This is a genomic window from Geodermatophilus sp. SYSU D00742, assembly GCF_054049935.1.
The window spans coordinates 53,540-79,334 of sequence record NZ_JBJGYJ010000016.1 but is presented as its reverse complement, the minus strand read 5'-3'; the positions used below and the strand labels follow the sequence as shown (position 1 = coordinate 79,334).

Here is a 25,795-nt window from a genome sequence, read left to right as displayed (position 1 = left end):
TTGACCTGCGGTCATGCGTGGAGCGGGTGACGGGAATCGAACCCGCATGGCCAGCTTGGAAGGCGGGATCTCGTGACCCTGTCCGTGCTGGTCAGCCACTCGTAATGTCGTCCGGACGAGGGCTCGTGACCCACATGTGACCCAGCGGTCGGGCATGACCCACGCGTGACCCACCGCGCCTCGGGCCTGTTAGTCGTTCCGATCGCGATCGTGGTCCGACGACTCGCTGGCTGCACCCAGCATGGCATCGAGGGCACGGGCGATCTCGGCGTCGCGGTCGTCGGCGGCGTGCTGGTAGAGCAGGGCCGCGGCCGGGGAGGAGTGACCGAGCCTGCGCATGCACTCCTTGGTGGTCGCGCCGGTGGCCGCGGCCAGGGTGGCACCGGTGTGGCGGAGTTCGTGTGGTTGGACCGCCGGGTGCTCCTCCAGTACCGCCGAAGTGGCAGCGGGGAGCGTCACGGTCCTGTCGGCGTCGGTCTTCGGCTCAACGTCGACCATTCTGATCGATTCGCGGCCGCCCCGGGCACACTGGCGTAGCGGTCGAGCACGGGTGGGTCGCTCGGCTGCGAGGTTGTCTTCATGAGAGCTACCGAAAGGGTTGGCGTGCCAGACGAGCTGCCGCTCACCAAGGAGGCCTTCAGGCGAGCGCACGGACGGTTCCTCCTTGCGCACCAGTCGCGGCAAGTGCAGGACTGGTACGCCGCTCTCTCCGAGACGCTGATGTGGACCTGCACCCTGGACGAGCTCTACCGCAAGCAATACCGCGCGACATATGTGACGTTTCGTGATGCGAGTGCTTACGGGTACGAGCTCCCTGGACTCCGCTGGGCCCGAAATCGAGCGGTGCACCAGGTTGGCTTGCTGCTCGTCGACCCAGTGGCCGGGACGCCACCCGATCCGTCGTCCGGCGAGTCGCCCTCAGGGGTGCGTCTGTCTCAACTGGTCTGGCGCAGAGCCGACGAGCTCCCTGCCGCCGAACGTGGACATGACGGCGGAAGGGTTTGCTACGAGGCCAATCTGCAGGGTAATGCCGTGAGATACGCGCTACGCCGTATGAACTATTTCTTCATCCGGCCCGAGGGTGGTCTTGACGCGGCGATGAGCTGAGTTGCGGAACCTGACGGCGCTCGTTCCGGCCTCTTCGGCGGACTAGTCGGCGCGACGAGCCGAGAACGCCGTCCCGGGTCCGTCTCCGGATGCAGCGCCACGGGCAGGCGCAAGGACCGAGACGCAGGGACTAGTCGTCTTGCTTGGAGTCCTCGCGCGATGGCTCATGTGCTGCGCGCAGCATGTCGTCGAGGGCGCGGGCGATCGCGGCGTCGCGGTCGTCGGCGGCGTGCTGGTAGAGCAGCGCGGCGGCGGGGGAGGAGTGGCCGAGCCGGCGCATCATCTCCTTGGTGGTGGCACCGGTGGCACCGGTGGCCGCGGCGAGCGTGGCGGAGTTCGTGCGGACGGACCCCCGGCAGGCCGATGGCGTCGGCGGTGCGGCGGAAGGTCGAGTTCCAGTTGCTGCGAGCGAGGTAGCCGCCGGGGCTGGTGGAGAACAGGAGGGCGTCCGGAGCAGCGGCGACGTGCTTCTCCAGGTGGTCCTCCAGTACGGCAGCGATGGCGGCGGAGAGAGTCACGGCCCGGTGTCCGGCGTCGGTCTTGGGTTCGCCGACGACCCACCGGGCGCCGACGCGTCGGACCGAGCGCTGGACGCGCAGCCGCCCGCCGGGCAGGACGTCGGACCGGCGCAGCGCGGTCGCTTCCCCGAACCGGAGCCCGCCGAAGGCGAGGACGAGCAGCAGTGCGCGGTAGCGCTCGGTTCTCCGGTCCTTCCCCAGTTGCTCGGCAAGCCGTAGTGCCTCGGCGGCCGTGAGGGCGCGGGACGGCCGGGTGGCCTGGGGCGTACCGGCAGCACGCAGCCCGGCACGGGTTGGACGAGATCACCTCATCGGCGACCGCGACGTTGAGGATGGCGCGCGGGAGCCGGTACGACTGGGCCAGCGCCGTCGGGCCCGCTGTCCGGCTGGCCTTGGCGTGCCAGGAGCGGATGGCGGCGGGGGTGACCGCGTCGACGGGGACGTCGGCCCAGGGCTCGGCGAGATGGTGACGCCACAGGCCCGCGTAGAGAACTCGGGTGCTCTCGCGGAGGTCGTTGCGGGCGAGGTAGTCCTCGGCGTAGTCGCCCACCGTCCTGCGGCTGCGGTCGGAGCCCGCCACGTCTTCCGGAGGAGGTCCGTCTGCTGGGTGGCGAGCCAAGCCAAGGCGTCAGCCTTGGTGCCGAAGACCTTGGCATGGCGCCGACCGTCGGGGGCGCGATACCGAGCGCGGAAGCGACCGCTCGGAAGCTCGTCGACGGTGCCGAACGACCGCTTGGCCACATCGCGACCCTGGCGGTCGAATCCGACGGGCGTGTTCGCCGATCAGCGGTGGCTGTGGACGAGGCCGGCGTCCACAAGGGCGTCTAGCGCCGAGCGCTCGAGGCGCACATACTTGCCGACTTTGACGAAGCTGATCCGGCGCTCGGTGATGAGCCGGCGGATGAACCGCTCACCGGTGCCGAGGTACTCGCCGGCCTGCGCGACGGTCAGCAGTGGACCGCGGTCGGCATTCCGCCCATGGGCTGCTGGCATCGTCGTCATGGGCGCGAGCGTCGCCGGCGTCCTCCAGTGCGCCTCCAGTGTTGCTTCCGGTCACCGTCTCGCCGTGTGATCATGGAATGCGTGAGCGCGGACCTGGGCTTCGAGGTCGTGGTGGGTGCCGACGGCGGCATCGCACCCGAGGAGCTGGCGCGCCACGGTGTCCGGCCTGGCGCGCACCTGCGCATCGTGGCCGAGGTCGACCGCTCCTCGATCCGACCGGCCTATGGCGCGCTCGGGGGACAGCTCCCTGAGGTGTCCTGGGAGGACTTCGAGGCGGCCAGCCGCCTGGCTGTCGACGACAGCGAGGCTGGTCCCACGTCTCCCGACCGGTGAGGGTCGTCGCTGACGCGCACGCACTCATCTGGTTCCTCCAGGCCGACGAGCGCCTGAGTGCGCGAGCCCGGGATGTGCTCGAGCATGCCCAGCAGGACCCCGACGGCGGCGTCGTCGTCTCGGTGGCGAGCCGCCTCGACCTGCACTACCTCCAGCGGGCCGGCCGGTTCAGCGCGGACGACGTCCGCCGCGCGTGGGCCGTTACGGAGAACCCGACATCGAACATCAGCGCGGTCCCAATCACGGCCTCGGTGGTGGCCCACTTCGATCGCGTGGAGTTGGCTGCGCTCCGCGACCCCTGGGACCGGCTGATCACCGCTACGGCGATCGAGCTCGCCGCACCGATGGTCACGAAGGATCGCGCCATCACCGCAATCGCTGAGGCCAGCGCCTTCGATGTCATCTGGTGACCGGACTGTCCTGGCAGCGAGGGCGCCTGCGGACACCTCGTTGAGGCCGCCAGAATCCGCTCTGTCGGCGCACTCGCGGGCTGCCGGTCGTCTACCGCGACTCGTGGCCGCCCGCGGTCCGCCGGGACCCGACTCCGCGAACCGAGGACCTCAGGATCACCGGCCTGCTCCCGACGCCGCGCAAGCCGGTCGAGGACGCCGTCGCCGCGGCGCCAGCGCCGGGGGATCTGGACGGGTTCGACTTCGTCGCGATCGACGTGGAGACGGCCAACGCCCACCGCGGCTCGATCTGCGCCATCGGGGCGGCCGTCGTCCGCGGCGGCGTCGTGGTCTCCACCCACTCGTGGCTGGCGCGGCCCCCGGCGGGCCTGGACACATTCGACCGGATCAACGTCCGCCTGCACGGCATCACCGCCGACAAAGTCGCCGACCAGCCGTCCTTCGCCGAGCGGCTGGACCAGCTGGTGGCGCTCGCCGACGGACTGCCGCTGGTCGCGCATAACGCCGCCTTCGACATCGGCGCGCTGCGCGAGGCCTGCATCGTCGCCGATCGGGAGTGGCCGACCACCGACTACGCCTGCTCGCTGATCATGTCGCGGCGCGCGCTGGACCTGATCTCCTACCGCCTGCCGATGGTCGCCGCCGAGTGCGGCATCAACCTCGCCCGTCATCACGAGGCGAGCTCGGACGCGCTGGCCTGCGCCCAGGTTGTCCTGAAGCTCGCACGGCGCCGGAATGCCGGCACCCTCACCGACCTACTCAACGATCTGAAGGTGCTGGCCGGACGTCTGGACGCCGCCGCCTGGCGCGGCTGCCACGGCACGCTCGGCACCGGGCTCGTGCGGCCGGAGGCTGCGGTCGACGCCGACCCCGAGCATCCGCTGTACGGCCAGGTCCTCGTGTTCACGGGCGCCCTCAGCATCCGGCGGCAGGAGGCCTGGGACGCCGCCGCCCGCTGTGGCGCCGTGATCGAGAAGAGCGTCACCAAGCGGACAACGATGCTGGTCGTCGGCGACGGGTTCGCCGGAAGCGATCCGGCCGAGTTCAACACCGGCAAGGCGGCGAAGGCGGTGCAGTTGCGGGCGAGGGGCCACCGCATCGAGGTTCTCACCGAGGTCGACCTCGTCGACCTCCTCGCTGACGCCCGGACCTCCGGCGTTCGGGCGTCGGTTCTCGTCTGACCGCGACCCGCGCTACGCGGACGGACCGCGATCCCTGGTGAGCGTGTCCAGGTCAGCTCAACTTCACTAGGAGGCAGCCCTCACGGTGAGCCGACGAGTGTCCCTAAGCGGCCCACTCAGGGGCACGCGTCTTCGCCTCTCAAATGCCCCCCCCTCAGGTACGGGTTAATGTCTTGCCAGGCGCCGCCTAGAGCGGCTTACCTCCGTGTGCACGCTGGGAGTTATAGAAGGCCGCGGCGGACGCAGTGCTGGCATGGCCTGCGCGCTTCTAGTCCGACTTGCGCTCCTGCATCGGCAGCGACAACGTCTCTGCTCCGAATTCGATCCCATGCCTGGGATGGGTTCTTTCGAATCTCCCCCCACCGACTGCGGTCGGGGTCGTCCCCCTTGTGGAAGCATCCGGGGATGTGGGCGTAGTTAGTGGGCGAAACTTCCAGCATTTCGACCCGGTGCTGCCTTGGGACAGGGCGGTGCTGTTTGCAGTGGTCACAGTGGGCAACCAGCAGGTCGGTCTTCTCGCACCGGGTTCTCACGGGCACACCGTACGAAGGTGCAGGGTGACTTAGGTGCAGCGTCGCCCGACTGGTGGTCGTCAGGCGTGTCGGCGCGAAAGGTCGCCGACCACTCTTACCAGTCGGCGCTGAGCGAAGGGCCGGGCGCTGCGGGCGATGCGGTGCCCGGCCCTCGTCTCGGGTGGCTCAGGTTCAGCCTCGCCAGGCGTCCGCGTGCCCTGTGGCCGTGGTGGGCGCCGGTGGCCGACTGGTCACCCGCGGCGCACCAAGACACGGTAATGCTGTCGCCGTTGGCCTCGGCGACGTGCTCGGCCAGTAGCGACTAGGGCAGCTCCGCCGAGACGCCGGCACCGGGGCGGGTCGGCTCCTGGCACCCAGGCCGTCGGGCTCTGTTGCGGAGAGGACGCGACGTATGAGCTTCGTGACCCACGTGGGTCACGTGGCTGAAGACGGCGCCTGAGAGGCTGTCCCAGCAGGCAGTCCACACCGAGGACGTGACCCACACGTGACCCACGCAGCGGCAAACAGGGGTCATGAAACGGTTCGAACGGGCCTTCCGGAGGCTCCTCCAGAGCTTCTCCAGAAGGGTCGACAGGCCGGTTGACCCGCGGAAACGCGTGGAGCGGGTGACCGGGATCGAACCGGCATGGCCAGCTTGGAAGGCTGGGGCTCTACCATTGAGCTACACCCGCGGAGGTGCCCGCACAGCGTAACCGCCCTCGGTGTCGTCGCCTCCGCCAGGCACCCACCGCGCCCTGCGTGCCGCCACCTACACTCGGTCCGCCACGGGGTGTGGCGCAGCTTGGTAGCGCACCCGCTTTGGGAGCGGGGGGCCGTGGGTTCAAATCCCGCCACCCCGACCGGGGGTGCTGTCGGGTCCACATTCCGCCACCCCGGCCCGAGGGGTCACGCCCGCCGCCCCGGCCGTTCCCGCGACGTCTCTATGCTCGTGGGTCGACACCCGGCGCCGTCGGATCGGCCCGGCCCCGTCCCTGTCTTTCGATCGAGGAGCACTGCCGCTGTGAAGAGCACCATCGAGGAACTGGGCCCCACGCGGGTCCGGATGGCGATCGAGGTGCCGTGGGGGGACCTGGACCACGCCTTCGGTGAGGTCTACAAGGAGCTCGGTCGCCAGGTGCGCGTGCCCGGCTTCCGCCCCGGCAAGGTGCCCAACCGGGTGCTCGACCAGCGCATCGGCCGGCCGGTCGTGCTGGAGCAGGTCGTGCAGCACGCCATCCCGGAGGTCTACTCCGAGGTCGTGCGGGAGAACCAGGTCCGCGTCCTGGGCCAGCCCGACATCGAGGTCACCCGCCTCGACGACAACGACACCCTCGCCTTCACCGCCGAGGTCGACGTCGCCCCCAAGATCGAGCTGCCCCCGCTCGACGAGCTGGCCGTCACCGTCGACGACGTCGAGGTCTCCGACGAGGAGATCGACCAGCAGATCTCCGTCATGCGCGAGCGGTTCGCCATGCTCACCGGTGTCGACCGCGCCGCCGAGGACGGCGACTTCGTCTCCATCGACCTCGAGGCGAAGTTGAACGGCGAGGTGCTCGAGGACGGCTCGACCACCGGCATGTCCTACGAGGTCGGCACCGGCTCGCTGATGGAGGGCCTGGACGACGCCGTCCGTGGGCTCTCGGCCGACGAGTCCGCGACCTTCCAGACCGCGCTGCTCAACGGCCCGAACGCCGGCGAGCTGGCCGACGTCACCGTCACGGTCCGCTCGGTGAAGACCAAGGAGCTCCCCGAGCTCGACGACGAGTTCGCCTCCACGGCCAGCGAGTTCGACACCCTCGAGGAGCTCCGCGAGGACGTCCGCACCCGCCTGGCCCGCACCAAGGTCCTGCAGCAGGGGGCGCAGGCCCGCGACAAGCTGGTCGAGCACCTGCTCGAGACCATCGAGGTCCCCGTGCCGGAGAACCTGGTGGAGCGCGAGATCGAGTGGCGCAACCGCACCATGGAGGGCCAGCTCCAGCAGGCCGGCATGGACTGGGACAACTTCCTGCAGATGTCGGGCGTCGAGGACCGTGAGGCCTACGACGCCGACCAGCGCAAGAACGTCGAGGAGGCGGTGCGGACCCAGTTCATCCTGGACGCGATCGCCGACGCGCGGGAGATCACCGTCGACAACGAGGACCTGTCGGCGCAGATCATGGCCCAGGCCCAGCGCAGCCGGATGAGCCCGGAGCAGTACGCCCAGCAGCTGCAGCAGGGCGGCAACATCGCCGAGTTCGTCGCCGACGTCCGCCGCACCAAGGCGCTGGCCCAGCTGCTCGAGCAGACGACGATCACCGACGCCTCGGGCAAGGTCGTCGACCTCGAGGCGCTGCGCCCGCGGACGACGCAGGCCCCGGCCGCCGACGCCGAGTCCGCCGACACCGACCAGGCCGCTGGCGCCGGCGAGGCGACGACCGAGGCCACCGAGGCACCCGCCGCGGCCGGCTCCGAGGAGACCGGGGACACCGCCAAGGCCTGAGCACGGACCCCGTCCTCCTCGCCCCGAACGAGCTCGGGGCGAGCCCCTGGACGGGTTCACCGATGACGCGACGCCGTCCCACCCCGACCCCGGGGAGGGGCGGCGTCGCGCGTCCGGGGCCCGCCCCGGCCGGGTCGCTGCGCCCACGGCGAACACCGCCCGCGCCGGGACTGCTCCCCGGGACCTGCGCGTTAGGGTCGAGGCAGACCTGGCGCACCGGGCTCCCGGGCCCGCACCACCAGCCCACCCACCGAGACCGACTGCCACGACAGTCCTACGGAGGTCACCACACCCGTGAGCACCAACCCGAACCTGGCGAGCGCGCCGTTGCTGCGTGCCGCGGCCGGGGGGATGAACCTCAACGACTCGGTCTACGAGCGTCTGCTGCGCGAGCGCATCATCTTCCTGGGCAGCCAGGTCGACGACGTCATCGCCAACCAGCTGGCCGCCCAGATGCTCCTGCTGTCCGCCGAGGACCCGAAGCAGGACATCCACCTGTACATCAACTCGCCCGGTGGCTCGGTCACGGCCGGCATGGCCATCTACGACACGATGCAGTTCATCGACTGCGACGTCGCCACCTACGGCATGGGCCTGGCCGCCTCGATGGGCCAGTTCCTGCTGACCGCCGGCACCAGGGGCAAGCGCTACGCCCTCCCGCACGCGCGGATCATGATGCACCAGCCGTCGGCCGGCGTCGGTGGCACCGCCTCCGACATCGCCATCCAGGCCGACCTGTTCCGCCGCACCAAGCGGGAGCTCAACGAGCTGCAGTCGCTGCACACCGGGCAGCCCATCGAGCAGATCGAGAAGGACTCCGACCGCGACCGCTGGTTCACCGCGCAGGAAGCCCTCGAGTACGGCTTCGTCGACCACGTGGTGAGCCGGGCGACCATGACCGACAGCGCCAACCCGGTCACCGACAACTGAGGTCCGGAGGACTGACGATGAGCAACTTCCAGATGCCCTCCAGCCGCTACATCCTGCCCTCCTTCGTGGAGCGCACGAGCTACGGCATGAAGGAGTCCAACCCCTACAACAAGCTCTTCGAGGAACGGATCATCTTCCTCGGGGTGCAGATCGACGACGCCTCGGCCAACGACGTGATGGCCCAGCTGATCACGCTGGAGTCGGCCGACCCGGACCGCGACATCACGATCTACATCAACTCACCCGGTGGCTCGTTCACCTCGCTGATGGCGATCTACGACACGATGATGTTCGTCCGCCCCGACATCCAGACCGTCTGCATGGGCCAGGCCGCCTCCGCCGCCGCCGTCCTGCTGGCTGCCGGGACGCCGGGCAAGCGGCTGGCCCTGCCGTACTCGCGGGTGCTGATCCACCAGCCCTCCGGCGAGTCCGGCGGCCAGGTGTCCGACCTCGAGATCCACGCCGCGGAGATCCAGCGGGTGCGGTCCCAGATGGAGGAGATCCTGGCGCGCCACACCGGGCAGACCGTCGACCAGGTCCGCACCGACATCGAGCGCGACAAGATCCTCACCGCCGAGGAGTCCAAGGCCTACGGCATCGTCGACCAGGTCATCCAGAGCCGGAAGCTGAACGCACTCCCCGGCTGAGTCCGGTCGGTACGGGGTCGAGGGTTGCGCGTGTCGCGCCTTGGCCCCGTACCGTCGGGGGACGCGGGACGCATGAGGTCAGCATCGCCTCGACCGGGCGAGTCATCGCCCGACGGGAACGGTGCCGGCAGGTACGGTCGGCGAGCGCCCGATCCCCGGCTGAGCGAGCCGGGAGGAGAGCCTCGCGGAGTGTGGGGCCGTGTACGGGACATCAGCAGATTCACACGCAGGTACCTGAGACCAGGACCTGATTCCCCGAGGTGGAGGTCAGCAGGTGGCACGAATCGGTGAGAGCGGTGACCTGCTCAAGTGCTCGTTCTGCGGCAAGAGCCAGAAGCAGGTCAAGAAGCTCATCGCTGGGCCCGGGGTCTACATCTGCGACGAGTGCATCGACCTCTGCAACGAGATCATCGAGGAAGAGCTCTCGGAGTCGTCGGACCTGAAGTTCGACGAGCTGCCGAAGCCCAAGGAGATCCACGACTTCCTCGAGCAGTACGTGATCGGCCAGGACAAGGCCAAGCGGACGCTCTCGGTGGCGGTCTACAACCACTACAAGCGGGTGCAGGCCGGCGGCGGCGGGCGGGACGACTCGGTCGAGCTCGCCAAGTCCAACATCCTGCTCATGGGCCCCACCGGCTGCGGCAAGACGCACCTGGCCCAGACGCTGGCGCGGATGCTCAACGTCCCGTTCGCCATCGCCGACGCGACCGCCCTCACCGAGGCCGGGTACGTCGGTGAGGACGTCGAGAACATCCTGCTCAAGCTGATCCAGGCCGCCGACTACGACGTCAAGCGCGCCGAGACGGGGATCATCTACATCGACGAGGTCGACAAGATCGCCCGCAAGAGCGAGAACCCCTCGATCACCCGTGACGTCTCCGGCGAGGGCGTGCAGCAGGCGCTGCTGAAGATCCTCGAGGGGACGACGGCGTCGGTGCCCCCGCAGGGTGGCCGCAAGCACCCGCACCAGGAGTTCATCCAGATCGACACGACGAACGTGCTGTTCATCGTGGGCGGCGCGTTCGCCGGGCTGGAGAAGATCATCGAGCAGCGGGCCGGCAAGCAGGGCATCGGCTTCGGCTCGGAGATCCGCGGCAAGAAGGAGATCGAGGAGGCCAACGCCTTCGCCGAGGTCATGCCGGAGGACCTCCTGAAGTTCGGGATGATCCCCGAGTTCATCGGCCGGCTCCCCGTGATCACCAGCGTGCAGAAGCTGGACCGTGAGGCGCTGATCAACATCCTGACCGAGCCGAAGAACGCCCTGGTGCGCCAGTACCGGCGGCTGTTCGAGCTCGACGGGGTGGAGCTCGAGTTCACCGAGGACGCCCTCGAGGCGATCGCCGACCAGGCCATCCTGCGCGGGACCGGTGCCCGCGGTCTGCGGGCGATCATGGAGGAGGTCCTCCAGTCGGTCATGTACGACGTCCCCAGCCGGGACGACGTCGCCTCCGTGGTGATCACCAAGGAGGTCGTGCTGGAGCACGTGAACCCGACGATCGTGCCCCGCAAGCCGACCCGCGCCCCGCGCGAGAAGAGCGCCTGAGAGACACCCCCGCTCGTAGCGGGACCCTTGCAAGGGGCCCGGCGGCCCGTCTCCCACGAGGGAGGCGGGCCGCCGTCGTCTGCCACGGGGGGACTGCGCCTGCCGCGCCCGGCGGCCTGCAGGACCTCCCGCGCCGGCCCGGGGAGGCACGAGTGGTGCGCGGTCGTGGCGCGGTCCCGTCCCAGGACCGCGCCACGACCGCACCACCGGCGCAACCGGTACGGGTCAGGCCTCCGCGGCGGGGGCGAGGACGACGTCCACCGACAGCGGGCCCTCACCGGCGACGATCTCCAGCGCGGCGATCCGGCCCGCCTCGGCGAGGTCCCGGCGTCCGGCCTCCACCAGCGGCACCTGCTCGGCCGGCGCGGTGACCGTCGCCGACTCCACGTCGGCCCGCATCGACTGCTTGGCGTCGGACTTCGCCTTGCGCACCCCGGCCAGCGCCGCCGCCACGACGGTCACCACCGACGGGTTCCCGCCGGTGGGCAGCTCGGCGGCGGCCGGCCACGCGGCGCGGTGCACCGAGCCGGTCTGCCACCACGACCAGACCTCCTCGGTGACGAACGGCAGCACGGGCGCGAACAGCCGCAGCTGCACCGACAGCGCGATCGCCAGGGTGGCCTGGGCGGAGCGGGCCGCGTCGTCCGAGCCGTAGGCGCGGGACTTCACCAGCTCCACGTAGTCGTCGCAGAACGACCAGAAGAACGCCTCGGCCACCTCGAGGGCGCGGGTGTAGTTGTAGGCCTCCATCGCCGCCGTCGCCTCCTCGACCACGGCCGCCAGCCCGGCCAGCAGCCCGAGGTCCATCGGCTCGGTCACGGCCGAGGCCGACAGGTCGGCCGAGGCCCCCAGCCCCAGCACGAACTTGCCGACGTTGAGGATCTTGATGGCCAGCCGGCGGCCGACCTTCATCTGCGCCTCGTCGAACGGCGAGTCCGCACCCGGCCGCGCACCGGCGGCCCGCCACCGGACGGCGTCGGTGCCGAAGCGCTCCAGGACGTCGATCGGGGTGACGACGTTGCCCTTCGACTTCGACATCTTCTTGCGGTCGGGGTCGACGACGAAGCCGGAGATCGTGGCGTGCGTCCACGGGACCGTGCCGAACTCGAAGTGCGAGCGGACGACGGTGGAGAACAGCCAGGTGCGGATGATGTCGTGCGCCTGCGGCCGCTGGTCCATCGGGAAGACCTTGGCGAACAGCTCCGGGTCGGTGTCCCAGCCCGAGGCCACCTGCGGCGACAGCGACGACGTCGCCCAGGTGTCCATGACGTCGGGGTCGGCCATGAACCCGCCCGGCTCGCCGCGCTGCTCCTCGGTGAAGCCCTCGGGCACGTCGGACGACGGGTCGACCGGCAGCGCCGACTCGGGCGCGAGGATGGGCTGGCTGTAGTCCGGCTCGCCCTCGGAGTCCAGCCGGTACCAGACCGGGAACGGGACGCCGAAGAACCGCTGCCGGCTGATCAGCCAGTCACCGTTGAGCCCCTCGACCCAGTTGTCGTAGCGGTGCCGCATGTGCTCCGGCACCCAGGTGATCTCCCGGCCGCGGGCGATGAGGGCATCGCGCAGGTCGGCGTCCCGGCCGCCGTTGCGGATGTACCACTGGCGGGTGGTGACGATCTCCAGCGGCCGGTCGCCCTTCTCGTAGAACTTCACCGGGTGGGTGATCGGCGTGGGGTCGCCGTGCAGGTCGCCGGACTCGCGCAGCAGCTCGACCATGCGCTCGCGGGCGGCGTGCGCGGTCCGGCCGGCCAGCTCCCGGTAGGCCGAGGCGGCGCCGTCGGAGGACAGGCCCGCCGGCGGCTCGGGGACCAGCCGGCCGTCCCAGCCGATCACCGCGCGGGTGGGCAGCTGCAGCTCCCGCCACCACGTGACGTCGTTGAGGTCGCCGAAGGTGCAGATCATCGCGATGCCCGAGCCCTTGTCCGGCTCGGCGAGGCGGTGGGCCACCACCGGCACCTCGACGTCGAACACCGGCGTGCGCACCGTCCGACCGAACAGCGGCTGGTACCGCTCGTCGTCGGGGTGGGCGACCAGCGCGACGCAGGCGGGCAGCAGCTCGGGGCGGGTGGTCTCGATGAAGACCGGGCCCTCCGGGCCGGAGAAGGAGATCCGGTGGTAGGCGCCGGGCCGCTCGCGGTCCTCGAGCTCGGCCTGGGCGACCGCCGTCCGGAAGGTGACGTCCCACAGGGTCGGCGCCTCCTGCGCGTAGGCCTCGCCGCGGGCGAGGTTGTGCAGGAACATGCGCTGCGCCGTGGCGCGGGAGGACTCCGAGATCGTCCGGTAGACGTTCGACCAGTCCACCGACAGGCCCACCCGCCGCCAGAGCTCCTCGAAGGCGGCCTCGTCGACCGCGGTCAGCTGCTCGCACAGCTCGACGAAGTTGCGCCGGGAGATCGGCAGCTGGTCCTTGCCCGGCTTGGCGGGGGGCTGGAAGTCGGGGTCGTACGGCAGCGACGGGTCGCAGCGGACGCCGTAGTAGTTCTGCACCCGGCGCTCGGTGGGCAGGCCGTTGTCGTCCCAGCCCATCGGGTAGAACACGTGCTTGCCGCGCATCCGCTGGTAGCGGGCGACGATGTCGGTGTGGGTGTAGCTGAACACGTGCCCCACGTGCAGGGAGCCGCTGGCCGTCGGCGGGGGGGTGTCGATCGACCAGATCTGCTCGCGCGGGCCGGCCAGCGCGGTCGCCCGGTCGAAGGCGTAGGTGTCCTCGGCCGCCCAGCGGCCGGTCCACTTCTCCTCCAGCCCGTCCAGCGACGGCTTCTCCGGTACGCCGACGGAGCCTCCCGGGGCGGGGGTGTCCGGGGTGCGGGTGTCGGTGACCATGTACCTCATCCTAAGAAGTGGGTGGCTGGCATCCTGGGGAGGATGAGCACCAGCAGTTCCGCGGGCCGCCGGCCCGACGACGTCGACCTGGCCCGCGTCGAGGCGGAACTGCTGGCCCGCTGGCCGGAGAGCCGTCTCCAGCCCTCGCTCAGCCGCATCTCCGCCCTCCTCGACCTGCTGGGCAGCCCCCAGCGTGCCTACCCCGTGGTCCAGGTCGCCGGCACCAACGGCAAGACGACGACCGCGCGCATGGTCGACCAGTTGCTGCGCGGCTTCGGGCTGCGGGTGGGCCGCTTCACCAGCCCGCACCTGCAGTCGGTGCGCGAGCGGATCGTGCTCGACGGCGAGCCGGTGAGCCCCGAGCGGTTCGTGGAGACCCACGCCGACATCGCGCCCTACGTGCAGATGGTCGACACCGCCGGCGAGCACCCGATGAGCTTCTTCGAGGTCATGGTGGGCATGGCGTACGCGACCTTCGCCGACGCCCCGGTCGACGTCGCGGTGATCGAGGTCGGCATGGGCGGCACCTGGGACGCCACCAACGTGGTCGACGCCCGCGTCGCCGTCGTGACCCCGGTCGCCCTCGACCACGCCGAGTACCTCGGGCCCGACGTCCCCACGATCGCCGGTGAGAAGGCCGGGATCATCAAGCGCGACGCCATCGCCGTCCTCGCCCGCCAGCAGCCCGGGGCGCTGGACGCGCTGGTGCGCCGTGCGGTCGAGGTGGAGGCGGTCGTCGCCCGCGAGGGCACCGAGTTCGGCGTCCTCGACCGGAAGGTCGCCGTCGGCGGGCAGCAGCTGCGGCTGCAGGGCCTCGGCGGCGAGTACGACGAGGTCTTCCTGCCGCTGTTCGGTGCCCACCAGGCGCAGAACGCGGCCACCGCGCTGGCCGCCGTCGAGGCGTTCCTCGGCGCCGGCGCCACCACCGGCCCCATCGACGTCGACACCGTCCGCGCCGCGTTCGCCGCCGTCCGCTCGCCCGGCCGGCTGGAGCGGGTGCGCACCAGCCCGACCGTGCTCGTCGACGCCGCGCACAACCCCGCGGGCATGGCCGCGACGGTGGAGGCCATCCGGGAGTCCTTCGACTTCACCCGGCTCGTGGGCGTGGTCGGCGCGGTGCGCGGCAAGGACCTCGCCGGCATGCTCGCCGCGCTCGAGGAGGTCTGCGCCGAGCTGGTGGTCACCCAGAACAGCTCGCCGCGCGCGGTACCGGCCGACGAGCTCGGCGCCCTGGCCGCCGACGTCTTCGGCGCCGACCGCGTCAGCGTCTCGCCGCGGCTGCCCGAGGCCCTCACCGAGGCCATCGAGCTGGCCGAGGCCGGGCCGGACGACGCCCTCGGCGGCTCCGGGGTGCTGGTCACCGGCAGCGTCATCACGGCGGGGGAGGCCCGCACCCTGATGGGTGGGGCGACGCCGTGACCGCGCCGGACGTGGCGCGGGCCGCCCGGGCGCTGCGCGGTGCGGCTGCCGGCGTCCTCGCGCTGGAGGGCATCGCGGTGCTGTTCGTCCCCCGGGGGATCGCGCAGAGCGGGCCCGGCCTGACCGGCGGCCGGCTGACCGGGCTCCTCGTGCTGGCGGTGCTGCTGGTCCTCGCGGCGGGCGTGCAGCGCCGCTCCTGGGGGCTGGTCGCCGCGACCGCGCTGCAGGTGCCGCTGCTGGCGACCGGCTTCCTCAACGGCGTCATGTGGTTCGTCGCCGGCGCGTTCGTGCTCATCTGGCTGTACCTGCTGCAGATCCGCAAGGAGCTGCTGGGCTCCCCGTTCCGGGAACCCGCGCCGGGGAACGGCGGCGATCCGTCCGCGTAGGCTCCGCGCTCGTGTCTGAAGCCACTCCCCGCACCCTGGTCCTCGTCAAGCCCGACGGCGTCGCCCGTGGCCTGGTCGGCGAGGTGATCTCGCGCCTGGAGGCCAAGGGCCTGCGCCTGGTCGCCGCCGAGCTGCGCACCCTGACCGCCGAGGTCGCCGAGACCCACTACGCCGAGCACCGGGAGCGGCCGTTCTTCCCGTCGCTGGTCGAGTTCATCACCAGCGGCCCGCTCATGGCCCTGGTCGTCGAGGGCCCGCGGGCGATCGAGGCCTTCCGGGCGCTGGCCGGCGCCACCGACCCCGTGCAGGCCGGCCCGGGCACCATCCGCGGGGACTTCGCCCTCGAGGTGCAGAACAACATCGTGCACGGCTCGGACTCGCCGGAGTCCGCCGCCCGCGAGATCGCGCTGTTCTTCCCTGACCTGGCCTGACACCCGCGAGATCGGCGGTCTCGTGGCGCTCCGGAGCTGATGGCCACCGGATCGCCGATCTCGTGCCCGGAGGGCGCGTCTACCCTGGACGGGTCATGACTGGGACCACGCGCCATGCCCCGGGGGAGACCCTCTACCCCCGCCTCGAACCGCTCCTCGCGCAGGTGCAGAAGCCGATCCAGTACGTCGGCGGTGAGCTCAACGCGCAGGTGAAGGCCTGGGACGACGTCGCCGTCCACTGGGCGCTGATGTACCCCGACGCCTACGAGGTCGGACTCCCCAACCAGGGCCTGATGATCCTCTACGAGGTGCTCAACGAGCGCCCCGACGCCCTCGCCGAGCGCACCTACGCCGTCTGGCCGGACCTCGCCGGCCTGATGCGCGAGCACGGCGTCCCCCAGTTCACCGTCGACGCCCACCGCGCCGTCGGCGACTTCGACCTGCTCGGCGTCAGCTTCGCCACCGAGCTGGGCTACACCAACCTGCTCGAGGCCCTCGACCTCGCCCGCGTCCCGCTGCACGCGCTCGACCGCGACGAGACCCACCCGGTGGTGGTCGCCGGCGGGCACGCGGCGTTCAACCCCGAGCCGATCGCGGACTTCGTCGACTGCGCCGTGCTCGGTGACGGCGAGCAGGCCGTCGGCGACATCACCGACGTGGTCAAGGCGTGGAAGGAGCAGGGCCGGCCGGGTGGCCGCGTCGAGCTGCTCGCCCGCCTGGCGCGGGTGGACGGCGTCTACGTGCCGCGGTTCTACGCCGTCGCCTACGGCCCGGACGGCGCGATCGCCGCCGTGACCCGGACGCGGGACGACGTCCCCGCGCGGGTGGGCAAGCGCACGGTCATGGACCTCGACGAGTGGCCCTATCCCAAGACGCCCCTGGTCCCGCTCGCCGAGAGCGTGCACGAGCGGATGAGCGTGGAGATCTTCCGCGGCTGCACCCGCGGCTGCCGGTTCTGCCAGGCCGGGATGATCACCCGCCCGGTGCGCGAGCGGACCATCACCGGCATCGGCTCGATGGTCGACCAGGGGCTGCGGGCCACCGGCTACGAGGAGGTCGGGCTGCTGTCGCTGTCCAGCGCCGACCACTCCGAGATCGGCCAGCTGGCCAAGGAGCTCGCCGACCGCTACGAGGGCACCAACACCGGCCTGTCCCTGCCGTCCACCCGGGTGGACGCGTTCAACGTCACGCTGGCCAACGAGCTGTCCCGCAACGGCCGGCGCTCCGGGCTGACGTTCGCCCCCGAGGGGGGCAGCGAGCGGATCCGCCGGGTGATCAACAAGACGGTGTCCAAGGAGGATCTCGTCCGCACCGTCACCACCGCCTACGCCAACGGCTGGCGGCAGGTGAAGCTCTACTTCATGTGCGGTCTGCCGACCGAGACCGACGAGGACGTGCTGGAGATCGCCGAGCTCGCGGTCGAGGTCATCCGGGCCGGGCGGGAGGCCAGCGGCTCCAAGGACGTCCGCTGCACCGTCTCCATCGGCGGGTTCGTGCCCAAGCCGCACACGCCGTTCCAGTGGGCCGGGCAGGCCAGCGCCGAGACCATCGACGCCCGGCTCAGGCTCCTCCGGCAGGCGATCAACAGCGACCGCCGGATCGGCCGCTCCATCGGCCTGCGCTACCACGACGGCAAGCCCGGCGTGGTCGAGGGCCTGCTCTCCCGCGGCGACCGGCGCGTCGGCCGGGTCATCGAGCGGGTGTGGCGCGAGGGCGGCCGGTTCGACGGCTGGAGCGAGCACTTCTCCTACGAGCGCTGGACGGCGGCCGCCGCCGAGGAGCTCAGCCCCTTCGGGGTCGACCTGGACTGGTTCACCACCCGGGAGCGCACCCAGGACGAGATCCTGCCCTGGGACCACCTGGACTCCGGGCTGGACAAGGAGTGGCTCTGGGACGACTGGCAGGAGGCGCTCTCCGAGGAGGAGGTCGCCGACTGCCGGTGGACCCCCTGCTACGACTGCGGCGTCTGCCCGACCAACGGCACCGAGATCCAGATCGGGCCGACCGGGCGCAGCCTGCTCCCGCTCACGGTCGTCGGCCGGTAGTGGCCCGCCAACCCGAGGGGCCGCCCCCGCCGCCGACCGTCCAGAGGCTGCGGCTGCGCTACGCCAAGCGCGGCCCGCTGCGCTTCGCCTCCCACCGGGACCTCGCGCGGGCGCTGGAGCGCGCGCTGCGGCGGGCCCGGGTGCCCATGGCGTTCTCCGCCGGGTTCAGCCCCCACCCGAAGATCTCCTACGTGGGCGCGGCGCCGACCGGGGCGGCGAGCGAGGCCGAGTACGTCGAGATCGGCCTCGCCGAGCGCCGGGACCCCGAGGCCGTGCGCGCCGCGCTCGACGCGTCGCTGCCCCCGGGCGTCGACGTCCTCGAGTGCGTCGAGGCCGCCGAGGGCGGCGGCTCGCTGGCCGACCGGATCGACGCCGCCCGCTGGCGGGTCGAGCTGCCGGGGGTGGAGCCGGAGGAGCTGGCCGCCGCCGTCGCGACCTTCCTGGCCAGCGACGTGGTCACCGTCGCCAAGCGCACCAAGAACGGCCTGCGGGACGTCGACGCGCGGGAGCCGGTGGTCTCGGCTGCGGCGGCGGGCACAGCAGGTTGTGCCATACTGACCATGGTCGTCCGGCAGGTGACGCCCGCCGTTCGACCCGACGACGTGTTGGCCGCTCTCGCTGCCGTCGCCGACCTGCGCCCGCCGTCGCCCCCCCGGGCCGTGCGTGAGGCGCAGGGCCGGCTCGACGACAGCGGGGTCGTGGCCGACCCGCTCGGTCCGGACCGCGCGGCGCGCACCCGCTGCCAGGGGGAGCACGCGGCGGTCTGACCGGTGGGGCCGGAGCCTCGCGACGTCGAGCGGCACGACTGCCAGACGTGACGCACCCCGAGATCTCGCAGGACCGAAGACCAGCTCCACCCGGCACCGGCCGCGGTCACCACCGCGCGGCGCCGGCCACAGACTTCGCGAGTCGAGCTCGCCGCCGCACCCGCGCGGCGGCCCGACCCGCCCAACCCGTGCTCCTGCGCGGCCGCCAGTCCTCGTGATCGGCGCCCGGGAGCACCACACAGGAGGCGAGCCCTCGTGGCCGACCAGAACGACGAGACCACCCCCACCGCGGAGCCCACCCCGGCCGGCGACACCGCACCGGCCGACGAGGGCCTGGACCCCGCGGCCCTGCCGGAGGACGCCGACGTCAGCGGCGCCGACGCCGCCGAGGACCCCGCCGGGCCGGCACCCGGGGCGCTGGCCGTCCCGGAGGCGCTGACCGTGCCCGAGGCGGCCGCCGCACCCGCACCCGAGGCGCAGGCGGCTCCCGAGGCCGAGGCGGCTCCCGAGCCGGAGGCGGCTCCCGGGGCGGCTCCCGCGCCGGAGCCCGAGGTGGCTCCCGAGCCCGTGGCAGCCACGCCGCCGGTCGAGCACGACCCGGAGCACGACGACCACCCGGCCTCCCGGTTCGGCGCCCAGTTCAGCTCGCCGGAGCCCACGGCGGTCATCGCCCGGCCCCGCCGACGGGCGACCCGGCCGGCCGGCGCCGCCGACCCCGACGCCTACACCGCCGCACCGCCTGCGGCGCCGACGATGCCGGCGTTCGTCAGCTTCGTCGCCCCGGCCGAGACCGAGGTCCCGCCCGCGCCGCGCCGGCGCAGCCGCCGCCCCGCCGAGTCCCCCGTGGTCGAGGAGGCCGACGTCGCGCCGCTCGAGGACCGCGACGAGGAGGAGACGCCCGCGCCCCGGTCGCGCCGCGGGCGGTCCCGCCGCCGCGGCACCGGTGACGAGCCGGCCGCGCCCGTCGAGGTCGTCGACGCCGACGAGGACACCGACACCGAGGTCGACACCGACACCGAGGTCGACACCGACAGCGACGTCGACACCGACAGCGACGTCGATGCCGAGTCGGAGGACCGCGACGACAGCGGCACCGGCGGCAGCCGTCGCCGGCGTCGCGGCCGCCGGGGCCGCGGCCGTGGCCGCAGCGGCGACGACTCCGGCGACGCCGAGGACTCCGACGAGGCCCAGGACGAGGACGCCGGCGACGAGCCGGGTGCCGAGGACCCCGACGAGGACGACGCCGAGGGCGACACCGACGTCGGCGAGGACACCGCCGAGGGCGACGAGGCCGAGGGCGGCTCCAGCACCCGCCGCCGCCGCCGTCGTCGCCGGCGGGGGAGCACCGGCGAGGGTGAGGCCGCCGCCGAGGCCGACGACGACCGCCCCGAGCGAGCCGGCCGCAACGGCCGCACCACCAGCGACGACGACGTCAAGGGCGTCACCGGCTCGACCCGGCTCGAGGCCAAGCGCCAGCGCCGCCGCGACGGCCGGGACAGCGGCCGGCGCCGCGCGCCGATCCTCACCGAGTCGGAGTTCCTCGCCCGCCGCGAGGCGGTGGACCGCAAGATGGTCATCCGCCAGCGGGGCGAGCGCACCCAGATCGCCGTCCTCGAGGACGACGTGCTCGTCGAGCACTACGTGACCCAGGCGCAGGCGACGTCCTTCGCCGGCAACGTCTACCTCGGCCGCGTGCAGAACGTGCTGCCCAGCATGGAGGCGGCGTTCGTCGACATCGGCAAGGGGCGCAACGCCGTCCTGTACGCCGGTGAGGTCAACTGGGACGCGGCGGGGCTGAGTGGCAAGCAGCGCTCGATCGAGCAGGCGATGAAGTCCGGCGACAAGGTCCTCGTGCAGGTCACCAAGGACCCGATCGGCCACAAGGGCGCCCGCCTCACCCAGCAGATCAACCTGCCCGGCCGGTTCCTGGTCTACGTGCCCGGCGGCTCGATGACCGGCATCAGCCGCAAGCTGCCCGACACCGAGCGGCAGCGGCTCAAGGACATCCTCAAGAAGATCGTCCCCGAGGACGCCGGCGTCATCATCCGCACCGCCGCCGAGGGTGCCTCCGAGGAGGAGTTGACCCGCGACGTCGCCCGCCTGCAGGCGCAGTGGGAGGTCATCTCCAAGAAGGCGGAGTCCACCTCCAGCGCGCCGACGCTGCTCTACGGCGAGCCCGACCTCGCCATCCGCGTCATCCGCGACGTCTTCAACGAGGACTTCAAGGAGCTCGTCGTCCAGGGCGACGACGCCTGGGACACGGTCGAGGCCTACGTCGCGCACGTCTCCCCGGAGCTGACCGGCCGGCTCTCGCGCTACACCGGCGAGGGCGACGTCTTCCGGGACCTGCGGGTCGACGAGCAGCTGGCCAAGGCCCTCGACCGGAAGGTGTGGCTGCCCTCCGGCGGCTCTCTGGTCATCGACCGCACCGAGGCGATGACCGTCGTCGACGTCAACACCGGCAAGTTCACCGGTTCCGGCGGCAACCTCGAGCAGACCGTCACCCGCAACAACATGGAGGCGGCCGAGGAGATCGTCCGGCAGCTCCGGCTGCGGGACATCGGCGGCATCATCGTCATCGACTTCATCGACATGGTGCTCGAGAGCAACCGCGACCTCGTGCTGCGGCGGCTGACCGAGTGCCTGGGCCGTGACCGCACCAAGCACCAGGTCGCCGAGGTCACCTCGCTGGGCCTGGTGCAGATGACGCGCAAGCGGGTCGGCCAGGGCCTGCTGGAGGTCTTCTCCGAGCCGTGCGAGCACTGCCGCGGCCGCGGAGTCCTGGTGAACACCGATCCGGTGGACGAGCGCCGCCGCAGCGGCGGCAACGGCTCCGGCGGTTCCGGTGGCGGCAACGGCCGCCGTGACCAGGGCCGGACCGACCGCGGCAGGGACAACGGGCAGGCCAAGGAGGTCGGCCCGGCCGAGGCGCCCGAGCCCGCGGTCCGCGAGAGCGTCGCCGTCGAGGTGGCGGCGCCCGCGGCCGGCGCCCCGGACGGCGAGGGTGAGGGCCAGCGCTCCGGCGGACGGCGCAGCCGCGGCCGGCGCGGCCGCAACCAGGCCGGTGAGGAGCGGGCAGCCGAGGACGCCGCGGTGCTCGCCGCGCCCGGCGTCCTGGACGAGGCGACGCCGGAGGAGGGGCCCGTCCCGGCCCGGGTCGCCGACGACGCCCCGGTCCCGGCGGAGGTCACGGTGGTGGACGGCGCGCCGGCCCCGGCAGTGGTCCCCGTTCCGCCCGAGCGGACCGCGTCCCCCGAGCCCACCGCTGCGGCCGAGCGCACCGTTGCCCCCGAGCCCACTGCCGCGGCCGAGCCCACCGCTGCGCCCGAGCCCACCGCCCCGGCCGCGGCCCCGCGGACCGAGGCGGCCGACGAGACCGGGAACCCGGCCGACGTGGGGACGCCGTTCGCGGCGGCGGTGCCGGCCGGTACCGACGAGGAGGCGGTGCCCGCCGGTGCCGGCCCCGACGACCCCGGCCCCGTCGACGAGCCGGTGGCCGACGCCCCGGCGGCCGAGCCCCTCGCGTCCGGGGTCCCCGTGGCCGACGACGGGACGGCGACCGCCGTGACGACCCGGCCGCGCCGGCGCCGCGCGGCCAGCCGGCCGGCCGGACCGCCGGCCTCGTGAGTGAGGGCCCCTCCGCGAGCCCAGGGCGCGCCAGGAGGGGCCGACTCCGGGGGTCGGGCACCGGGTTCGACCCGGTCCCGATCCCTCGGGTACGCTGGTCGGGTTGCATCGCCACGGGCCGGGCACCGCAGGGTGTCGCCTGGCAGGCGCGCAGCCCGTCCAGCACCCGATGCCCGTCGTCGGGGTGCACGCAGGACACGTTGAAGCGATCGAGGAGTCAGTGGTGTACGCAGTCGTGAAGGCCGGTGGCCGGCAGCACAAGGTGGCCGTGGGCGACCGGTTCACGGTCAACCGTCTCGTGGGTGAGGCGGGCGACACCGTCACCCTCCCGGCCCTCCTCCTGGTCGACGGTGACACCGTCACCAGCGACGCGCAGGCGCTGGCCGGCGTGACCGTGACCGGCGAGATCGTCGGCCACGGAAAGGGCCCGAAGATCCGCATCCACAAGTTCAAGAACAAGACCGGCTACCACAAGCGTCAGGGGCACCGTCAGCCCCTCACCGACGTCGTGGTCCGCGACATCACGAAGGGCTGACGACGACATGGCACACAAGAAGGGCGCCTCGTCCTCCCGCAACGGCCGCGACTCGAACGCGCAGCGCCTCGGCGTCAAGCGCTTCGGTGGTCAGGTCGTGAAGGCCGGCGAGATCATCGTGCGCCAGCGTGGTACCCACTTCCACCCGGGCCTGGGTGTCGGCCGCGGCAGCGACGACACGCTGTTCGCCCTGGAGGCCGGCGCGGTCACCTTCGGCTCGCGACGCGGTCGCCGGACGGTCTCCATCTCCGCCGTCGAGGCCTGACGGAGGAGCCCTCTGGCGCCCCACCGCGCAGGCTGGCGGGGGGCCTGCAGAAGGGCCCACAGCACACTCACCACGCGTACGAGCGCACGGGCCACCGGCCCGTGCGCTCGTGGCGCTTGACACCCGAGAACTGAGAGGCGGCGCGGACATGGCCGCTTTCGTCGACCGCGTGGTCGTCCACGTGGCGGCCGGCAACGGCGGCCACGGGGTGGCGTCGATCCACCGCGAGAAGTTCAAGCCGCTGGGCGGCCCCGACGGGGGCAACGGCGGGGACGGCGGCAACGTCGTCCTCGAGGTCGACCCCAGCGTGCACACCCTGCTCGACTTCCACCACCGCCCGCACCAGAAGGCCGGCAACGGCCGCCCGGGCGAGGGCAGCAACCGCCACGGCGCCCGCGGTGAGGACCGCGTGCTGCGCGTCCCCGCCGGCACCGTGGTGAGCACACCCGACGGCCGGGTCATCGCCGACCTCGTGGGCGCCGGCACCCGCGTGGTGCTCGCGCACGGCGGCAAGGGCGGCCTCGGCAACGCCGCGCTGGCCAACGCCCGGCGCAAGGCGCCCGGCTTCGCGCTGCTCGGCGAGCCCGGCGAGGCCTTCGACGCCGTCATCGAGCTCAAGAGCATCGCCGACGTCGGTCTGGTCGGGTTCCCCTCGGCCGGCAAGTCGTCGCTGATCGCCGCGATGTCCGCGGCCCGGCCGAAGATCGCCGACTACCCCTTCACCACGCTGGTGCCCAACCTCGGCGTGGTCCGGGCCGGCGACGTCGCGTTCACCATGGCCGACGTCCCGGGTCTGATCCCCGGCGCCTCGACCGGCAAGGGCCTGGGCCTGGAGTTCCTCCGCCACATCGAGCGCTGTGCCGTCCTGGTGCACGTGGTCGACATGGCGACGATGGAGCCCGGCCGCGACCCCGAGAGCGACATCGAGGCCCTCGAGCACGAGCTCGCCGAGTACAGCGGCGAGGAGATCGACCTGGTGGGCCGGCTGCGGATCGCCGTCCTCAACAAGATCGACGTCCCGGACGCCCGTGAGCTGGTCGACCTGGTGCGCGGCACCCTCCAGGAGCGCGGGCTGCAGGTCTTCCCGGTCAGCGCCGCGACGGGGGAGGGGCTGCGCGAGCTCGGCTTCGCGCTGGCCGCGGCCGTCGACGAGCACCGCGCCGCGCTGCCGGAGCCCGAGGCGGTCCGCATCACGCTGACCCCGCGTGCGGTCGACGACGGCGGGTTCACCGTCGAGCGCGACCCGGAGGACGACGAGGCGTTCGTCGTGCGCGGGGTCAAGCCGGAGCGCTGGGTGCGCCAGACCGACTTCACCAACGACGAGGCCGTGGGCTTCCTCGCCGACCGCCTCAACCGGCTCGGTGTCGAGGAGGAGCTGGCGAAGGCGGGGGCGCGGGAGGGCGACGCGGTCACCATCGGCGGCGTCACCTTCGACTGGGCGCCCACCCTCCCGGCCGGCACGCTCACCGTCGAGGAGAGCGCCGGGCTCGGCGGGCGCGGCACCGACGCGCGCATCGACGCGCCCCACCGCGTGCGGGCCGAGGAGCGGCTGGCGGCCAAGCGGGCCCGCCGGGTGCCCTTCGAGCTCAGCGACACCTGGACCGAGGAGGACCTCCCCGTCGAGGAGGACACGTGAGCGGGCTCGCGAACCCACCGATGGGCACGGCGGCGCCGCCGACGCGACCGGCGGGCGCCGGCGAGGTGGGCCCGTGACCGCCCGCCCGGAGATCGCCGGCGCGCGGCGGGTCGTGGTCAAGGTCGGCTCGTCGTCGCTGACCACGCTGCCCGGCGGGCTCGACGAGGTGCGGCTGTCGGCACTGGTCGACGTCCTCGGGGCCGCCCGTGCCGCCGGACGCGAGGTTGTGCTGGTCTCCTCCGGGGCGATCGCGGCCGGGCTGGCCCCGCTGGGCATCGACGGCCGCCCGCGGGATCTCGCCACCGCCCAGGCCGCGGCCAGCGTCGGGCAGCTGCGGCTGGTGCAGACCTACGCCGACGCCTTCGCCCGCCACGGGGTCACCGTGGGCCAGGTGCTGCTGACCGCCGACGACCTGACCCGGCGCAGCCACTACCGCAACGCCCAGCGCACGGTGGAGCGGCTGCTCACCCTCGGGGTGCTGCCGATCGTCAACGAGAACGACACCGTGGCCACCGAGGAGATCCGCTTCGGCGACAACGACCGCCTCGCCGCGCTGGTCGCCCACGTGGCGCACGCCGACGCCCTGCTGCTGCTCTCCGACGTCGACGGCGTCTACGACGGCGACCCCCGCCAGGGGCCGGCGCAGCTGCTGGACACCGTGCGCGACCCCGCGGACCTCGACGTCGTCACGCTCGGCACGGCGCGCCGCAACGGGGTCGGGACCGGCGGCATGGCGACCAAGGTGGAGGCCGCGCTGATCGCGGCGCACGCCGGGGTCCCCGTCGTCGTCACCTCCACCGCGCAGGCCGCTGCGGCGCTGGCGGGGGAGCCGGTGGGCACGCGCTTCGCCGTCATGGGTCCCCGTCCGCGGGCCCGGCAGTTCTGGCTGCGGTTCGCCACCCGTCCCCGGGGTCGGCTGGTGCTCGACGACGGGGCGGTGCGGGCGGTGCGGGAGCGCAACGCCTCCCTGCTGGCCGCGGGCGTCACCGGCGTCGTCGGGGACTTCCTGGCCGACGACCCGGTCGAGCTCGTCGGCCCGGACGGCGTCGTCGTCGCCCGGGGGCTGGTCGCGTTCGACGCCCGGGAGCTGCCGCCGCTGCTGGGTCGCAAGACCAGCGAGCTGGAGCCGGAGTACCAGCGCGAGCTCGTGCACCGTGACGAGATGGTGCTGGTCCGGCGCCCCTCCCTGGGCTGAGAGA

Annotated in this window: 22 protein-coding genes, 2 tRNA genes and 1 pseudogene; 19 read left to right on the top strand and 6 right to left on the bottom strand. The window is 72.6% G+C overall.

The features are described 5' to 3' along the window. Positions 1 to 189: 189 nt before the first annotated feature. Complete coding sequence (locus tag ACI78V_RS13100; RefSeq protein ID WP_456851353.1) at positions 190 to 459, bottom strand: hypothetical protein; 270 nt, start codon at positions 457 to 459, stop codon at positions 190 to 192. 144 nt (positions 460 to 603) lie between these two features. Between ACI78V_RS13100 and ACI78V_RS13095 the strand changes: the two genes are divergently transcribed. After that, on the top strand, positions 604 to 1,107 hold the full coding sequence (locus tag ACI78V_RS13095) for a hypothetical protein (RefSeq protein WP_456851351.1): 504 nt from the start codon (positions 604 to 606) through the stop codon (positions 1,105 to 1,107). Between the two features lie 130 nt (positions 1,108 to 1,237). Here ACI78V_RS13095 and ACI78V_RS13090 read toward each other — a convergent pair whose 3' ends face one another. The 3 genes and pseudogenes from ACI78V_RS13090 to ACI78V_RS13080 form a co-directional block, all read right to left on the bottom strand. Next, the gene (locus ACI78V_RS13090; RefSeq protein WP_456851349.1) at positions 1,238 to 1,390 is read right to left on the bottom strand and encodes a hypothetical protein; all 153 of its coding nucleotides are present in this window, start codon (positions 1,388 to 1,390) and stop codon (positions 1,238 to 1,240) included. Between the two features lie 100 nt (positions 1,391 to 1,490). Further along, a pseudogene (locus ACI78V_RS13085) lies at positions 1,491 to 1,826 on the bottom strand (hypothetical protein); the annotation flags it as partial. A gap of 582 nt (positions 1,827 to 2,408) precedes the next feature. Next, positions 2,409 to 2,627 (bottom strand): excisionase family DNA-binding protein, encoded by a 219-nt coding sequence (locus tag ACI78V_RS13080; protein WP_456851347.1) that lies wholly within the window; start codon positions 2,625 to 2,627, stop codon positions 2,409 to 2,411. 81 nt (positions 2,628 to 2,708) lie between these two features. On the opposite strand from ACI78V_RS13080, the gene ACI78V_RS13075 reads away from it, so the two are divergent. The 3 genes from ACI78V_RS13075 to ACI78V_RS13065 all read left to right on the top strand — a co-directional run bounded on the left by ACI78V_RS13075 (position 2,709) and on the right by ACI78V_RS13065 (position 4,551). Beyond that, the gene (locus ACI78V_RS13075) at positions 2,709 to 2,960 is read left to right on the top strand and encodes a hypothetical protein (RefSeq protein WP_456851345.1); all 252 of its coding nucleotides are present in this window, start codon (positions 2,709 to 2,711) and stop codon (positions 2,958 to 2,960) included. Continuing rightward, complete coding sequence (locus ACI78V_RS13070) at positions 2,957 to 3,370, top strand: type II toxin-antitoxin system VapC family toxin (RefSeq protein ID WP_456851343.1); 414 nt, start codon at positions 2,957 to 2,959, stop codon at positions 3,368 to 3,370. The genes ACI78V_RS13075 and ACI78V_RS13070 overlap by 4 nt, the downstream gene beginning before the upstream one ends. A gap of 257 nt (positions 3,371 to 3,627) precedes the next feature. Continuing rightward, positions 3,628 to 4,551 (top strand): exonuclease domain-containing protein, encoded by a 924-nt coding sequence (locus tag ACI78V_RS13065; RefSeq protein WP_456851341.1) that lies wholly within the window; start codon positions 3,628 to 3,630, stop codon positions 4,549 to 4,551. A gap of 1,130 nt (positions 4,552 to 5,681) precedes the next feature. Here the strand turns inward: ACI78V_RS13065 and ACI78V_RS13060 are convergent. Then, positions 5,682 to 5,755 (bottom strand) — tRNA-Gly (locus ACI78V_RS13060). A 94-nt stretch (positions 5,756 to 5,849) separates the two neighbouring features. Between ACI78V_RS13060 and ACI78V_RS13055 the strand changes: the two genes are divergently transcribed. The 5 genes from ACI78V_RS13055 to clpX all read left to right on the top strand — a co-directional run bounded on the left by ACI78V_RS13055 (position 5,850) and on the right by clpX (position 10,662). Beyond that, positions 5,850 to 5,923: transfer RNA gene (locus ACI78V_RS13055), tRNA-Pro, on the top strand. A gap of 161 nt (positions 5,924 to 6,084) precedes the next feature. Beyond that, positions 6,085 to 7,542 (top strand): trigger factor, encoded by a 1,458-nt coding sequence (gene tig / locus ACI78V_RS13050; RefSeq protein WP_456851339.1) that lies wholly within the window; start codon positions 6,085 to 6,087, stop codon positions 7,540 to 7,542. Between the two features lie 294 nt (positions 7,543 to 7,836). Then, the gene (locus ACI78V_RS13045; protein ID WP_456851337.1) at positions 7,837 to 8,472 is read left to right on the top strand and encodes an ATP-dependent Clp protease proteolytic subunit; all 636 of its coding nucleotides are present in this window, start codon (positions 7,837 to 7,839) and stop codon (positions 8,470 to 8,472) included. Positions 8,473 to 8,489: 17 nt separating this feature from the next. Continuing rightward, on the top strand, positions 8,490 to 9,119 hold the full coding sequence (locus ACI78V_RS13040; protein ID WP_456851335.1) for an ATP-dependent Clp protease proteolytic subunit: 630 nt from the start codon (positions 8,490 to 8,492) through the stop codon (positions 9,117 to 9,119). A gap of 274 nt (positions 9,120 to 9,393) precedes the next feature. Next, the gene (clpX, locus tag ACI78V_RS13035; RefSeq protein WP_456851333.1) at positions 9,394 to 10,662 is read left to right on the top strand and encodes an ATP-dependent Clp protease ATP-binding subunit ClpX; all 1,269 of its coding nucleotides are present in this window, start codon (positions 9,394 to 9,396) and stop codon (positions 10,660 to 10,662) included. 225 nt (positions 10,663 to 10,887) lie between these two features. Here clpX and valS read toward each other — a convergent pair whose 3' ends face one another. Continuing rightward, entirely contained in the window at positions 10,888 to 13,485 is a 2,598-nt protein-coding gene (valS, locus tag ACI78V_RS13030) for a valine--tRNA ligase (RefSeq protein ID WP_456851331.1), read from the bottom strand. A 42-nt stretch (positions 13,486 to 13,527) separates the two neighbouring features. Here valS and folC point away from each other — a divergent pair, with 42 nt between their 5' ends. From folC to proB, 10 genes are all read left to right on the top strand, one after another. After that, entirely contained in the window at positions 13,528 to 14,904 is a 1,377-nt protein-coding gene (gene folC, locus ACI78V_RS13025; RefSeq protein WP_456851329.1) for a bifunctional tetrahydrofolate synthase/dihydrofolate synthase, read from the top strand. Next, positions 14,901 to 15,290 carry a DUF4233 domain-containing protein gene (locus ACI78V_RS13020; protein ID WP_456851327.1) on the top strand — a complete coding sequence of 130 codons (390 nt, stop codon included), beginning with the start codon at positions 14,901 to 14,903 and terminating at the stop codon, positions 15,288 to 15,290. The genes folC and ACI78V_RS13020 overlap by 4 nt, the downstream gene beginning before the upstream one ends. Positions 15,291 to 15,301: 11 nt before the next feature. Continuing rightward, entirely contained in the window at positions 15,302 to 15,721 is a 420-nt protein-coding gene (ndk, locus tag ACI78V_RS13015) for a nucleoside-diphosphate kinase (protein ID WP_456851325.1), read from the top strand. Positions 15,722 to 15,816: 95 nt separating this feature from the next. Further along, positions 15,817 to 17,766 carry a TIGR03960 family B12-binding radical SAM protein gene (locus ACI78V_RS13010; protein WP_456851324.1) on the top strand — a complete coding sequence of 650 codons (1,950 nt, stop codon included), beginning with the start codon at positions 15,817 to 15,819 and terminating at the stop codon, positions 17,764 to 17,766. Further along, positions 17,766 to 18,533: a TIGR03936 family radical SAM-associated protein gene (locus ACI78V_RS13005; RefSeq protein ID WP_456851323.1), complete on the top strand. Its 768-nt coding sequence runs from the start codon at positions 17,766 to 17,768 to the stop codon at positions 18,531 to 18,533. The genes ACI78V_RS13010 and ACI78V_RS13005 overlap by 1 nt, the downstream gene beginning before the upstream one ends. A 255-nt stretch (positions 18,534 to 18,788) precedes the next feature. Beyond that, complete coding sequence (locus ACI78V_RS13000) at positions 18,789 to 22,160, top strand: Rne/Rng family ribonuclease (protein ID WP_456851322.1); 3,372 nt, start codon at positions 18,789 to 18,791, stop codon at positions 22,158 to 22,160. Between the two features lie 223 nt (positions 22,161 to 22,383). Beyond that, complete coding sequence (rplU, locus tag ACI78V_RS12995) at positions 22,384 to 22,695, top strand: 50S ribosomal protein L21 (protein ID WP_091366845.1); 312 nt, start codon at positions 22,384 to 22,386, stop codon at positions 22,693 to 22,695. Between the two features lie 7 nt (positions 22,696 to 22,702). Next, entirely contained in the window at positions 22,703 to 22,960 is a 258-nt protein-coding gene (rpmA, locus tag ACI78V_RS12990) for a 50S ribosomal protein L27 (protein ID WP_456851321.1), read from the top strand. Positions 22,961 to 23,108: 148 nt separating this feature from the next. Continuing rightward, the gene (obgE, locus tag ACI78V_RS12985) at positions 23,109 to 24,596 is read left to right on the top strand and encodes a GTPase ObgE (protein ID WP_456851320.1); all 1,488 of its coding nucleotides are present in this window, start codon (positions 23,109 to 23,111) and stop codon (positions 24,594 to 24,596) included. A 73-nt stretch (positions 24,597 to 24,669) separates the two neighbouring features. Beyond that, a complete protein-coding gene (gene proB, locus ACI78V_RS12980) occupies positions 24,670 to 25,791 on the top strand; it encodes a glutamate 5-kinase (RefSeq protein WP_456851319.1) in 1,122 nt (373 codons plus the stop codon). The last annotated feature ends 4 nt before the right edge of the window (positions 25,792 to 25,795 follow it).